At 59.4% G+C, this 13,718-nt stretch carries 11 protein-coding genes; 3 read left to right on the top strand and 8 right to left on the bottom strand.

What is annotated here, in order from left to right:
- Window positions 1-88: 88 nt before the first annotated feature.
- Window positions 89-5,425 (bottom strand): hypothetical protein, encoded by a 5,337-nt coding sequence (locus AYK65_RS19400; protein WP_139793251.1) that lies wholly within the window; start codon window positions 5,423-5,425, stop codon window positions 89-91.
- A gap of 408 nt (window positions 5,426-5,833) precedes the next feature.
- On the opposite strand from AYK65_RS19400, the gene AYK65_RS31900 reads away from it, so the two are divergent.
- Window positions 5,834-6,349, top strand: coding sequence for a hypothetical protein (locus AYK65_RS31900; RefSeq protein ID WP_139793252.1), 516 nt, complete (start codon window positions 5,834-5,836; stop codon window positions 6,347-6,349).
- 411 nt (window positions 6,350-6,760) lie between these two features.
- On the opposite strand, the gene AYK65_RS19405 is transcribed toward AYK65_RS31900, so the two are convergent.
- The 3 genes from AYK65_RS19405 to AYK65_RS32750 all read right to left on the bottom strand — a co-directional run bounded on the left by AYK65_RS19405 (window position 6,761) and on the right by AYK65_RS32750 (window position 9,409).
- Window positions 6,761-7,393: a Shedu anti-phage system protein SduA domain-containing protein gene (locus tag AYK65_RS19405; protein ID WP_172402027.1), complete on the bottom strand. Its 633-nt coding sequence runs from the start codon at window positions 7,391-7,393 to the stop codon at window positions 6,761-6,763.
- Between the two features lie 314 nt (window positions 7,394-7,707).
- Window positions 7,708-9,012, bottom strand: a complete 1,305-nt coding sequence (locus tag AYK65_RS19410) for a hypothetical protein (protein ID WP_081159706.1) — start codon at window positions 9,010-9,012, stop codon at window positions 7,708-7,710.
- Between the two features lie 271 nt (window positions 9,013-9,283).
- Window positions 9,284-9,409, bottom strand: a complete 126-nt coding sequence (locus AYK65_RS32750) for a nucleotidyl transferase AbiEii/AbiGii toxin family protein (protein ID WP_244560027.1) — start codon at window positions 9,407-9,409, stop codon at window positions 9,284-9,286.
- Between the two features lie 117 nt (window positions 9,410-9,526).
- Here AYK65_RS32750 and AYK65_RS32755 point away from each other — a divergent pair, with 117 nt between their 5' ends.
- Entirely contained in the window at window positions 9,527-10,060 is a 534-nt protein-coding gene (locus AYK65_RS32755) for a PIN domain-containing protein (RefSeq protein WP_210190409.1), read from the top strand.
- The gene (locus AYK65_RS32760; protein WP_210190410.1) at window positions 10,026-10,559 is read left to right on the top strand and encodes a hypothetical protein; all 534 of its coding nucleotides are present in this window, start codon (window positions 10,026-10,028) and stop codon (window positions 10,557-10,559) included. The genes AYK65_RS32755 and AYK65_RS32760 overlap by 35 nt, the downstream gene beginning before the upstream one ends.
- On the opposite strand, the gene AYK65_RS19425 is transcribed toward AYK65_RS32760, so the two are convergent.
- The 4 genes from AYK65_RS19425 to AYK65_RS19435 all read right to left on the bottom strand — a co-directional run bounded on the left by AYK65_RS19425 (window position 10,556) and on the right by AYK65_RS19435 (window position 13,685).
- Window positions 10,556-11,848 carry a hypothetical protein gene (locus tag AYK65_RS19425; protein WP_081159709.1) on the bottom strand — a complete coding sequence of 431 codons (1,293 nt, stop codon included), beginning with the start codon at window positions 11,846-11,848 and terminating at the stop codon, window positions 10,556-10,558. The two genes, AYK65_RS32760 and AYK65_RS19425, sit on opposite strands and share 4 nt — an antisense overlap.
- Window positions 11,849-11,853: 5 nt before the next feature.
- Window positions 11,854-12,099: a hypothetical protein gene (locus tag AYK65_RS32765; protein ID WP_210190411.1), complete on the bottom strand. Its 246-nt coding sequence runs from the start codon at window positions 12,097-12,099 to the stop codon at window positions 11,854-11,856.
- A gap of 226 nt (window positions 12,100-12,325) precedes the next feature.
- On the bottom strand, window positions 12,326-13,030 hold the full coding sequence (locus AYK65_RS32770) for a hypothetical protein (protein WP_210190412.1): 705 nt from the start codon (window positions 13,028-13,030) through the stop codon (window positions 12,326-12,328).
- Between the two features lie 4 nt (window positions 13,031-13,034).
- Window positions 13,035-13,685 (bottom strand): Abi family protein, encoded by a 651-nt coding sequence (locus AYK65_RS19435; RefSeq protein ID WP_244560028.1) that lies wholly within the window; start codon window positions 13,683-13,685, stop codon window positions 13,035-13,037.
- Window positions 13,686-13,718: the final 33 nt, after the last annotated feature.

The raw sequence follows: 13,718 nt of genomic DNA on the forward strand, positions 1-13,718 counted from the left end.
ACCCACGACCAGTCAGTTTCGCCGCAATTATTTTGGTAGAACAGAGACTTGCTTGTAGTGAGGTGAAACAACGATCGACGGTCGTGCCTCACGTCAAGCCATGGTTTGTACAGACGGTTTCGGCGCGGCGCAGTTGGTTTATCAGATCCCATATGGGCATGGCCCCAGCCGGTGAAAGCTGCTTGGCGAAGACATCCAGAATGTCGAGGCAGGCGAGTCTGCTCTCCGGCCACTGTCGCGCAATGACAGCGATTCCCAATCTAACCTCTTCGCCAAGGTGATCAAAGCTTTTCGCATAGAGAGATGCGAAAACCCAAACGGCCTCTACGAGCGACGTAAATAACCGGTCCTGAGGCGTATCCTCGACCGTGAGATTGACCTTTCGCTGCCGGGCATCGAGGACCTTTCGGGCCTCGTGGGCTGCGACATTCAGATCATCGAGGAAGATCTTCTGGTTTTGCAGCCGTCCAGCGACATGCGCCCGAAAAATCATGCCGGAAACGACATACCGCCCCTCAAGCTTCAGGAGCGAGATAAGGCCTTCGCGGGTCTGCAGTGATCGGGTCGCAAGGAGCGTATCGCGGGAGAGCTCAGCGGTTTCGCAGAACCAGAGAAGGTTCCAGACGCCCTCGCCCTCACCGTAGGTGGCAGACTGTATTTCCGGGATGATCCGCGCTGCGATAAGTTCGGCCTCTCGCAGCTCAAAGGGTGGCGGCATCTCGACGACAGACAGCAATTGCAGTTCATGACCAATATCGCGTGAAAGCCATGTGTCCGGCACATCCTTGAATGATCTGTCGGTCAGGAGCTCGGAGAGTGGCACATCGTGACGGCCCACACGGCGGGATACGATCGCTTTCAGTTTCGTAAGACTGGCGTCGTCGAGACCGATGTCCGGCGTCGCGGCCCATGCGCGCCAGCTGGCGGCTGCCGCAAAATACTCACCCCGTAGATTGGACGGGCTTCGCATCCGCATTCCGGGCAGTTTCGCGTTTTCGAACGACTCGTCCAGCCGGGCCTTGAATTGCATGTCCAGGAGCTTGATGGTGTCGGGAATGGCTACATGTTGGTGCAGCATCACATCGACAACGCTGTTGGCATGGCACCACAAGAGAGCCGTCCGCTCCCAATCGAGGGAGTGCCAATCCGGCGCCTGCGCAACTGCCCGAAACGTGAGCTGCAAAACGCTGACAAAGAGCTCGGAGAACTCCTCGATATTTCGAAGAACGTCTGACAGAACGAAGCCGGGGAGCGCCAACCCGTTTTCGCAGAGCGCCTTCCACAGCGCCACGATGGCAAGCGGCGTTGGACCGGTTCGGGCAAACACATCCTGAAGTGACATTGTTTTGGCTTCGGCTGCAAGCGCCACGTTCACGTCTTCAGGAAGCTCCACCGGAAGCGCCGAAATCCGCCGTAATGCCCGCAATGCGCCGACCTCCGGGCTAAGTGCTCTAAAACTTGCAACCGCGAGGTCGGTCAGGTTGGCGAAGCCGCTGTCACTGTCGGCGATCCGCAGGAAGCGCCGGAGAGCCGCGGGGTTTGAGGGAGCCAGTAAATCATTCGGACTTGCTGTGCCTGCGTGAATGTCGGCGGCGAGTTTATCCAACCGCCAGACGACTGTGTTTTCTTGCCGGCGTTTCAGCTCTGCTCGGCGCTCGTCAAATGTTGCCAGTTCCGCAACCTCGCGGGCAGACCTTTCGAGATCACTCCCCGTGCTGTCGAACCAGTCAGCGTGACGCTTTAGGGCCTCGACACGCTTTTCCGGGTCCTCCAGCAACAGGGCCAAGGTGTCATCTGCGATGTTGGTCGTGGTTTTCCGATCGACAATCGTGACCCCGAAAGCCCCACCGGCTTTTTCCGGGTCGAGAGGCGCAAACCTTGCCTGGCGCCGGGTTTTGCGAAGCGGCGCGGTTGCCCTCCCCTGTTCATGGGCGAGCTTTACCGCCGCGAAAAACGATTTGGCCGAGAATGACATGTCGCCGATCGTGACGATTTCGGTTCGCCGGAGCGCCAACTTGTCACTAAGAAGCGCGTGCTCCTGCAGAAGCGTCTGGATCCGCTTCGGAAAGCAACCAACATAGTCCCGGGCCAGGGCGACCCGGACCGGATAGTCGTCCTCGTCCATTTCGAGACCAGGCTCGAACAGCAAGTTGATAAACTGCGCCACCAAATCGACGAGCACCTTGTCGAAGGCGGGACGCCGAGCCGCATAATCGTCGAGTACGGTCTTGAATGCCCAGTCGAGATATTGTCCACGCACCCGACCGATTGAGCGATAGGACCGGCCGGCGATCGAAAAGACCACGGTTGCCAGGCCTGCATATTGCAGATCGACAAAATGTTGGCGGGCAGCGGGCGCCCGATCTTCGATCGGAAGATAGTCGACCTGTTCCAGGCGCAAGTGCTGCCATGCCCAGGTACAGGCCGCAGCCTTCGTTTTGAGAGCGACGTCCTTGCTCCAGATTACGGCCACGACCTTTCCCGCCAGCCGCATCAGCTTCGACAGAAAAAGCAGTTCCGACCCTGCAGTAACGTTGCTCCCAAGGGGCACGTCCTTGAGATGGCGCCCATATTCGATCTGCCACGCGACCACTTCGCGCAACTCGCCAAGGCGCGAAGTTTCGACAATACCCGCTTTGCCGACCGGCGCGGACAAAAGTGAATCCACGAACTCGCCGGTCCTTGGAAGCAGAAAGCCGTAGTGAGCTTTCTCCAAGCTCCGCATCAGCTCCTGCTCTCGCTTGCCGTCGATCCGTCCGCGCGCTCGCAACACAGCAATGATATCGGTGACGTCCATCGCCGGGCTTGAAGCCAGCGCACCAAAACGGGAAAGATATCTATCCTCGATCCAGACGGCCGCGGCATTCTCACTCTCGCAATAGTGCAGGATGCCGACGAGACTGCGCAGCAGAGGGCCGGACTTTGCGAGTTCACGATCCCCCTTCGGACGCGGCAGTTGGGGCAGCAGGCTCCATTTCCCGGCAGTCAAGTGATCGCTGACGTGCTCGCGCAGGAGGGTGAGCGCCTCGGCCTGTCGCACCCCATCCTGTACTTCTGCAATGTCCTGCCGCATGCGGTCAGCGTCGCTTTCGGTAATGTGCAGCGGGAGGAAAGTTTGAAGCGGCCTGAGCAAACCCGTGTCGGACAACTGAATGAAATCGCGCGCTGAAACCAACAGTGCTTGCTCGGTCGGTGAACCTTTGCTTGCCTCGGCCTCGCTCAGGCCAAGCCGCGCCAATGCCGCCGCGCCGAGGTCACGGTCGAGGCCTTTTTCGTAAAGCTCGTTCAAGAGTTCCGGCAGGGTTACGTCCGTGTCGCTCGACTTGCCGCCAGCTAAAACAAGGCGAGGCAATGACGTTGCCTGAGTGGCGTCCACTTTGGCTATCTCGCCGTCGCGGACAAGATCTTGGACGTGAAGAGCAGCGCTTGAGACAGGTTTGAAGTTCTGGGTCAGCGTCGTCTCGGCCGATCTCAAAACCTCCGGAAGCTCCCGCGCGAGCATGATCCGGGCGCCGATCTGGTCGATCTCGTTCAACAATCCAAGTTTGGATGCGAGCAAAAGCGCAGATGCGTCAACGATCAGGCCACGGGCGGCGATGGTCGCGGCAAGAGCTTCGCCATTTTGTCGGGCACGGACGTGGCCGCTGCGCAATAGTAGCGGGGCATCGAACGCACCGGCCTTTCCTCCCCACACCTCCCGATGAAAAGGCCGGTGGAAGTAACCGGCCCATTCGAGCGGCTTGCCGTCGAAGAGCAGATGAAGCGGGATCTCCAGATTGAGCCAGCTGGTCCGCAGCTTGTCGAAAACCCCTTCCTGCTTCTTCCGATTTTCTTCAAGCCAGGCCAATAATTCGTCAATCGTCTCGATCGTCCATCTTTTGGCGCGGTTCTGTGGAAGGGCTTGGACTTTCGGCAGCAAAGCGCGCTGTGCTTCGGCCAGGCCAAGTTCTGCCGCGAGCGCCAATGCCGGATTGATTAGCCGTTTCTCAAGATTCGACCATGATACGTTCTCGAGTATCGAGCGCGCCAGCTCCGGATCCTCGTGGCGAAACTCGCCGGCGATGTGAAGGATGTTCTCGACCCCAATATCGCTGGGAATTGCCCTTCCCTTGATCTGCCGGGCCGCTCCCGCCACGTCGCCAAGGCCAAGACGCAGCCAAGCCGACCGGAACGCGATGCCTGACCCATCCCCCTCTCCCGCCTGCAAGCTCTCGATGACCTTCAAAGCGAGATCGGGCCGTCCCATCAGTGATCTCGCGTCCGCCTCCAGCAATTTGAGCCTGCGGGGCAGCGAACCATTGGCAAACAGCTCGACGTTCTCTTCCAATATCTGGATACAATCGCCCCAATCACCCGCTTCGCATGCCGCGACAGCCATCATTTCGACGGAACTCGCGGTCTTGAACGGTGCCAACAGAGCGCGGCGCGCGTTGGCCTCTTCCCACATCCGACCCGCGAGCAAGGCTTCGAAGGCCGCCAGCAATTGATCGGATTCCAGGTCACCGTCGTCGATGAATGAGACAAGCTTCGTAGCGTCGCGCTTCTTGTAGACAGCCGTCATGGCTGCCTGGAAGCCTGAGCCGTCGTGGTCGCCAGACGCTTTGGCCGCTTGCATCTCGCTGACCTGACTGATCCAGTGGTCGATCAATTCCAGGTCTCCTGGCAGATCGAATGCGGGCCGCCATCTTCTCAAGAAGTTCAGCGCACGCGGACGATTTCCTGCATGGAGCATCAGGTATGCGGAAACAACCACCTGGGAGGAGGTTCCGCGACCAGCGGAAAGCTCATTCCTGTATATGTTTAAGAGCGGGTCGGGTTTGACTGACAGGCCGAAGTGCACGGCCCAGGCGATCGCACCCGGGTGTGGGACCGATCGCGACATAATGCGGGCGAAAGCATTTTCAGCGTCTACAGTCCGGCGACTGTGACACAGGAGTGCCGCGAGATTCCAGATTTCGAGTTCCTCGATCTGGCGTTCCACGTCGACGGCTTCGGTCAGACGACCGAACATCTGGGCGGCCTCTGCGAGAAGCTCGCGCGAAACATCGTCTTCTTTGACAAAGGCCGGCCCAATCGGATTGGGGTAAGAGCCACCCTGAAACCGAAGCTGTGGAGACAAGGCTGCATTGAAGCGGATGAGAGCGCCTGCCCATTGAACGGCATACCGCCTGGGGGCGGCAATCTCGGCCTTGCGGATGTAGGCGAGCGCTGCCTCGTCCTGCCGTTCGACACTGCTGGCATAGGCCAGAAGGCGATCACGCTCCGACGGGTCACCTTCAAGGCCCTTGCGGTGAAGAAGGAACTCCCTGGCTTCTTGGCTTTTACCCTCTTCGATCAGGACGCCGGCATAAATGCTGTTTTCTTCGGCCGTTCTCGGCTCGACAAGCAGCGCAAGGGCTCCTTCTGTGTCGCCTTCTGCGACCAAGAGCAGTGCGGCGGCACTTCGGTCGGGCGCGGCATGGTAGAGAGCCGCCTCCGAATGGAGGGCCTTGGCGCGGATGATGTCCTGGTCTCGTAGCGCTAGCGCAGCCGCCGAACGCAGGACCTTGGCCTTCGTCTCACCGCCAAGACTGTCCCAGGTCACGAGATCCTCGCGCACACGGGCAACCAGGGCCTCCAACGCTTTTGCCCTCCCCTCTGACAGGTTGGCCAGCGCTCCCTCCAACTGAAGGCCAATCTCCCGGCCATAACGCTCTTTGATCATTCCGACCGCATCCGCCAATTCGGCGCCTGCGTGGCGCGTCACCACATTGGCGATAGCGCGATCGTCCCGCGATGATAGGGTCGTTTCGGACTGGGTGCCAGGATCGCAGACGATCGGAACCCAGGCAGGATGCATGTAGTTTCCCACGACCCGCGGAAGCCCGCGCAGCTTGTTGGTAAGCTGCCTGAGGCCCCAGGCTTCGTAAGCAATGCCCCAAGCCCCAAACCGCAGCTTTTCTTCGCGGATGGCGTCATTCAGGCCGTCATCATTGAACTCGACCGTCGCTGCGATGACGAAACGCTTGACGCCTTTGCCTTTCCAATGGCCCTCATAGGCATCAAGGAAGTCCGTTCCCCATTTCTTCAAAGTGGTTGGCGTTACCTTCTGGTAGCGTTTTGCGGAAATGACCAGTACGGGGACATGCTCGGTCGAGAAGCCTTCAACATCGGCACCGAACTGCTCGACGCCGCGGGATCGCTTCAGATCAGCCTGCGCAACTTCGGGTTCCCGCTCTGCGATATCGATACAGATGAACTCGAAATTCTCGTCCAGCATTTCGTTGAGCGGCAGATATCGGGCAGCGGTGTTCGGTGGCGGGACCTGCGCGAGGTTTGCCACGGAGACACCCTTGATGTCTGGCTTTAACTTCGGTCTGGAACGACTGTTTTTACTCATGTCTCGATGTCGCCGCCGAATATTTGCGGGAAGGCGAACCTACCCGCGTAAGGCCGCCCCGGGAAGTAGATGCGCGCGCAACCCACAACTTCCGGACAGGTTGTTGGCGAAGGCTGCGATGGCCTGTCGCATGAACGGCACCAACCGATACGCCGAGTTGAGCTGACGTGGAGAGCGTATTGAGGAGCAAAGAGAAGAAAACTTCAGGCGCTCGATCGATATCAGGATTCGTTTGCCGAGGGTGCGCGGGCTCGCTCCCTCGCCTTTAAGGATACGAACCTCTGACTGAGTCATATATCCGGAGCCACTACACTGATTTTCCATGGAAAATCCCGTCCGATCAACATTCCCGCCGCCGTCAGACGCTTTCGTGTTTTGGAATTAAGTTCCAGCGCTGATGGCCCGTGGGGCAGCCTTATCGGCGCCAGTCCGAAACCGTGTGTCGCTCCGAAGCCCACGAACTATTCTGTCATAGGTGACGATCTTAACCCTGGGAGCAAGCTGTTCGAATTCCGCTCGACGGGCAACTTGCTCCTGCGTCTCAGTCGATGAATCCCCGATCAGAACGATCACGTTTTCGGGCTGGATGATCTCGGCGATGCCAACGTTATTCCGAACCGTCTCGATGTACTGATAAAAGTGACTCAAATAGGTCGCGCTCTGAACTACCGCCTTTAGTCCAGCGGCGCTGAGCGACTTCCCATTTGGACTTGCAAACTGGGTATCGCGTCGTTTTATTTCGACAATGTGCCAAGTGAATCCGAGCGAGCTGCTGGCCGCAACGAGATAGTCGGGTATCAGACCCGGCGTTTTGTCGGCCTGCTGCGTGCGGATCATCCGCTTTGGGAAAACCCAGACGCCGTGATGGCCAGTGTTCGGCATAGCATATTGGAAAAGATAGGGATTCGCTGTCAGCACCCGCTGAATCGACTCTTCAGGCCCATCATCGAGCGCATTTTGCAACTCGACGACCAAAGCTGCCTCGACATTGCGAATGGAGCGGGGCGCTTGCAATTCGATATCTCATGAAGCTTGAACCGGTGCGCAGACCGCTCGGTCCCTGATGGACAATAGTGACCGCTCGTGCGTGAGACGGCCCGCGCGGCGATGGTCCCGGCCGAGATCAGACGGCTCTGTCGATCCGCACTGGTCTCCAGTTCCGGTGATCAGAGGTCGCTAGCACAGGCTCGCGGCGATGTGTTCGTTCGAGGCCGAAAATCTGTCTCGCGAGCGAGAACACCGGGTTCACGAAAGTGGCGTCGCCCGGACTACGGACGTGGAAGCGTCGGTCCGAGCGATCGTTCTGAAGCGGCTATTGCCGGCGAGCGCTATGGCTTTTCCGGCGGCCGCATTTCAGCGGCGCGCTCGAACTCCACCATGTTCATCGGTGGCTGCCCGTAGGCATCCCGCAGCTCGTTCCAGAACCGGAGGAGGAGCTCGCGGCGTACAGCTGGGGTCCAGTCTTCCGCCTCCTGCTCGGCTGCAGCGTGGCTCGCGACGTCTTCGTACCGTACGTCCCTGTAGGGATCGGGGAGAACAGTCTGGCTGAGATCGGTTGCTCCGAGCTTGATGCCGATAGCCCCTTTGCCGCCCATCTCGCGGATCGCCACGATACCGTTGCGAAGGAATTCATCGAGTTGCCCGAACGGAATCGCGGACGAGAAGTACGTCTTGCCCTTATGTTCGCTGAAGCTGTTGCAGTTGACTGCCCAAAGTTCGCCGGTTCGCTGGAACCATTGCGTGGCGTTCCAGACGTCCATCTCGTTGCGCTCGGATTCGATACGCCCCCAGACCGACAAGGCGCCGTCTCGATTGAGTCCCCAGTCGCCATCGCGGCTGCGGATGTGAAGGCCGACTTTCGAGATTCGTGTCTCGAGGTCGCTGCGCGGCGGGGGAGTCCATTGCGCGGGTGCGATGCGAGCGAAAATCCGTCGGCCAGCGTTCAGTTTGACCTGGCGCTGCGGCTCGCCCAGCGATGCGTTGCGGAACTCAAGATTTTCCTCAGCGCCTTTCCAGATGGCAGGATCCTCGTCGCTGGCTGGCTGCCAAGTGATTGCAGGAGGCGCGGCCTTCGCGGGCGCCTGCGCTGCGAGGATCGGCTGAATTTGGTCCTTGAGGACCTTAGCGAACCGCTTCCTCTCCTCTGTGATCTCCGCCTTGGTCGCGCCGTCGGCTAGCTTGTAGGTCTTGGCACCGCTGCGATGGCGCCAGTCGAAAGGCAGCGCCTCCGGACCGGGATAGTGCGCCGCGTTGGCGACCAGAACGATACGGCCCGTCGTGACGGCGCGCTCGGCATAGCCGAGCTCCGACATCACATTCGGGTTCTGGAGATATTTCGGCTCGGAGCGTTTTTCCTCCGGAACACCCGGCTGCAGGGCGGCCGGGTCAGTGACGCCGACCGGCGTCATGTCAGCGACAAAGACGTTTGCCGAGGCGATTTTGGCCAGGATGGTGGAGGCGATGTCCTCCGTCCCGGGCACGTTTTTCATGTCGTGATCGACTTCTGGCCGCTCTGCTTCCTCGTAATCGGGATCGCTGGCAATCAGCTTGCAGGCCTCTTTCAGGGCATCACGGACAAAATAATGGTGGAGCGTCTGATCGCGATCACTCTGCCAGGACCAAAATACCTTCATTCCCAAAACTTACTCCCTCTTACTGTAATAGGTGTCGTAGCAAGCGCCGTCATTCAGCGAGCCCCATTGCATGCAGCCAGGCTTAGACCTGCTATTGCTCCGGCGTACGCTCGCCTATCGCGGTTGTTCCCTCGACGAACTGGCGAACCCACACGGGTCCGATCATGTCCTCGTGCGCAAACTTCCCCGCGATGCCCAGAAAGCCCTCGCGTATATCGGGAAAATCGAGCAATGGCAAGCACGCGGCGGCGAGGGCTTCGGGGCCGCCACCTTAATTGCGGATGCAGTAGTAAATGTCGTAGGCGTCCTTGCGCTTCTGCCGGCGCATCAGCGCGTGCCCTTTCATGGCGAGCAAGGCCGGTATGGAGGCGACGGCGATCTCCACGCGGATGCGCACGCCGCATCTGGTGGAGGGACAGGCTAGAGTCGACGCGACGGCTGACGCACATTGCGAAAATCTGTAACGTCACGCAGAGCTACGATTTCCGATTAACCATAAAACCGGCATCCACGAATGTTGCATCTGTTGATTGATACCTGCATATGGCTCGACCTTTCCAAAGATTACCGCTCGCAACCCCTCATCAGCGCCCTGAAGGATCTGATCGCGGCGGGGGAAGTAGAGCTTATCATTCCTCAAATTGTCGTTGACGAATTTCTGCGCAACAAATCGAGGGTCACAGCCGAAGCGCAGCGTAGCCTGCAGTCTCATTTCAGACTGGTCCGCGAAGCCGTCAATCAGTTCGGTGCTGACGAAATTAAAGCCCCTACCCTGCAGGGACTGAATGAAGTCGACCAAAAGATTGCCACCGGCAGCGATTCCGTTCTGAGCGTCGTGGACTCCATTGAAAAGTTGCTGCTCGCACAAGCTCCCGTTCCAACGACGGATGCGGTTAAAGGACGGGTGACGGACAGGGCGCTCGCAAACCTCGCCCCCTACCACCGGGCAAAAAACAGTGTCGGAGACGCTATCCTGGTCGAGATCTACGCGGACATTGTCGCGCGGTCCGACGTTGAAGAACGCGCGCTTCGCCTTCGTTACACATAACATCAAGGATTTCAGCGAGCCGAACGGAGACCGCCGTCTCCCCCACCCCGACCTGGCGCCCTTATTCGCAGCGCCAAAATCAAGCTATTGGATTTCGCTGCTCGATACGCTGAAAGACATCGATCCGGACCTGCTGGCCGATCACGACGCTGAATTCAACTACTCGCCCCAGTTCCGCAGGCTGTCGGAAATCCTGGAAGCCGAACACCTGTTGTTCCGCCAGGTCTGGTACAATCGGCATTGGAACCTCCAGTCAAAAATCGAAGACGATACACATCATGTGGTGCCTGAATCCGAATATTCCCGGTCCCCATATCGACAGGATCAAACGCTCGACACGGTATGGGTAGGGGCGCTTACGGCAGCGAAAAGAACAGAGGACGAGGTAGGAATCGAAAATCTCGGCCCGTGGGACGATTTCGAATGGGGCATGATTAACGGAAAGCTCTCGGCTTTACGTTGGGTCATGGGTGATGAGTGGGATATGCTCGACACCTAGCCTGCCAACGCGCACCGTGCTGCCTCACGGGTGAGTGCCCTAAGCAGATCGGCTAGATCGAGGATAATCTGGTCATCCTCTTTGCTGGAATAAGGTGAAACGAGCTTGCCGTGCATCACGCTGTTGCGGATTTTTATCCAGGACTTGACTTGGGCGCGGGTTCCCGCCCCCCGGTCCGCCAGTATATAAAGCGCCCGCTGAACGGAAACCGCATCCGCTCTTCTCACCGCGTTTAGGGCCGCATCTCGTAGCCTCGATGCGCCTTGCCACTCTTCGATATGAGCGACTAGGGAATCGATGGCCGCCTGATCGGCGTCGGTTCTGAGCGTCCCTTCAGGAACCAGACGACGCGCCAGGCCCTCGATGCTGCTGGCCAGCGTCAATGCCATCACCCATCTGGAACCCTGCGCGGATTGGATGACCTCCTCGTAGAAGGTGGTGATCGTATGGCTTTCCCATCCTGCGTCACGCGCGATCAGCGTCAGGAGGCCGGCGTAAAGAGCAAAGAAATCGCCGTCGTTCGTAAAACGGTCGTCACCGTTCCACAACGCGGTCCATGTGGAATCCGCAGTCCAAGCGGGCGAGTGTCGCACCCAGAGCATCGACCGCCCATCCGGAAACCGACGCTCGACTAGACGCGGGAACACCAACTGTCCGAAAAGAATCCGGAGCGGTTCCCCGAACCAGTTCTCCGCGTTGTGCGCGGGCAGATCCGTGCTGCTACCAGCCGAGATCGAAAGCACGTTGGTTTCGCTGTCGAACGCGAACCTGACCGGCACGCCGAGAGCTTCGATCGTGCGAGTCGCCTGTAACCCGCCCTTCCCGTCGTCGCTTCGCACAAAGCGACGGAAAATGATCGACGCGCTATGATCGCGGGGAATGAGAAAGCGGGCTTCGGCGCCGCCTTCCCCCGTCGCAGGCCCCTGAACGACAGCGCTCAGACTTTGAACTGTGCCTTTGAGCACCCATTGATCGCCATCCGCATCTATATAAGGGGTCGTCCAGCCGCCCATCCATTCTATCCCGTCCGCGCCAGTCATCACGAGTCGGAACCTGTTGAGTGGTTCGTACGGCTCATTCCGCTCGCGATTGAGCGCGTGCAGGCTATGCTTCAGATCGGGAGGCAGACCTGTCATCCGATAGCGGAATTCCCGCTCCGACACGATCTCCAACTCGCCTTCCCCCTCCGCCAAAGGCGGTTCAAAATCCCGGGCCAAGAGCGCCATTTCCGGAGCGCGGATCGTGACAGGGCCCTGCAGATAGGGGTTCAGGCGATCGATTTGTGACATCGGGATTAGCGCGTTTCTGATGAAGTGGAACAGTGCCCAAACTCTGCGATCGTAGGTCTTTTTTCTTCAAGACGACGCGCGCCTTCCTCCATTTGATCCCTGGTCGGCATATAAATTTCCAGGTCGCGCTGCCACCGGCCAACGCCCTGCACGTCGAGGTCAACGCGCAAGGGCAGCCGGTTGTTTTCGGGCGATCCCGACAACAGCTCGACGCAGCGACGCGGGTGACGCACCGCAGCGGGGTCGTCCATGGCGCGGTTAGGATGCCGTCGCCGACCGGTATTGCCGCCTGACGGATCACATCGAGCATCAGCATCTGCGGTAGCCAAAACGTGCCTCTGAACGCCTCGAAATATTCATAGAAGCGCACGCCCGCCGTCTCTGCAAAGATGTTTCCCCCGCGCTGCATCGATAGCAGCGCCCGTATTTTTTGCGGGCAAGTAATCGACGCCGGAAACCCGGGCGATGCTGCCGTTCTCAACATAAAGGTCCTTTGTTTCGGGGTGCAACGCGAAGTCGCTCCCAAGCTTCTGCGCGTCGATGCGCGGAACGGGCGGGGCGACCGGGCACGTCACCATGCAGTTCCCGCCCTCCATCGCGAGGGCTGGCGCTCCTGAGCGGACCCGGCCATCGCCCAGCTCGTTTGAAGTATATACCGGTCTTCAGCCGCACGGCTGGCAAATCCGCCAACAAGCCGACCAGTTCATGCCGGTCGCCCGCCACAAAATGCTTTAGATGCAGGGTCCAGCTCCCGGACGTGACTTGCGCAAGGTCGCCCGTACAGACGATATCGGGGCCTATCGCGAAAAGGCTCGCGCCTTTCCCGGATCTCTGCTCCTCTTCACTGGCCTTTTCGCGCGCCGCCTTCATCGCCCGGAGCCTGGCGGCGGTATAAGTCACTTCGTCGCGGTCGATCAGCGTGGCATGGTTGGCGCAAAGCCAAATGGCGTTGCCAATGCCCGACCGTTCCTCGCGGCTCATGGTTTTGTCATAGCGCCGCGCCCCCGGCCCTGGCGCGGCCGCGCAGATATGTGCCGCCACGCCGATGTTGGAAACCGCCTCGGGCGATTCAGCGCTCGGGCCGTGGGTCCCTTGCGTGCACCCTTCAAAGGAGCACGGCCACCCGGCGCGCGCCGCTACCCTATTCTTTGTGCTTTGGGAAAATTCGTCGCGGTTGCTCATCCGATCAGGATTCCCCGGCTTTCGCTTCCTTGGGCGGCTGATGCAGCACGATCGGTTCCGCCGGATAGACCTTTAGGAACCGGCAGTGCGCCTGGCACCAGGCCGCGGCGGCCGGGGATAGCCAGCCGGTCATTTCCACCATGCTTTCGTAGCGCTTCGGCAGGTTCCACATGATGACAGGCTCGTGATGGGCAATGCGATTGCGCAGGCTGCGGATTTGCGCCAGCGGGCCGGAGAAATCCTTTCTTCGCAGCCCCTTTCCGTCTGGCTTACGGCCGATCTTGTGCAGCGTCGTCTGCCACAACGTTTCATAGTCCTTGCCGAACATCGCGGTCCAGAAGCTGAAGGTCAGGGCCGCGACGATCCGGCCGGGGTTCGGTTCCTTTTTGTCTTCCACAATGTCCTGAATCGCCTTGGCGAGCTGTTCGGGCTGCCATTCACCGAGCAGCAACCCCGGCTCATGAAACCAGCTTTCACTGACCGCTTCGGTCATGACTGCATGGATTCGGTTGCGCAGCGCCACTTCAAGCATCTGCAGCGGCGTATAAAGGCTTTCCGAAATCAGCGTATTGAGCGTATATAGCTCAATAGCGCGGCTACGGTCGCCGTTCGCCCAATCGAGGTAACGGCCAAACCGCTCCAGGGAAAGCGCCATTTCCAGCGCTTCATAGGAAACTGGCTTCCCTAC

The sequence above is a fragment of the Ensifer aridi genome, assembly GCF_002078505.1.
In the GTDB taxonomy this organism is placed as follows: domain Bacteria; phylum Pseudomonadota; class Alphaproteobacteria; order Rhizobiales; family Rhizobiaceae; genus Sinorhizobium; species Sinorhizobium aridi.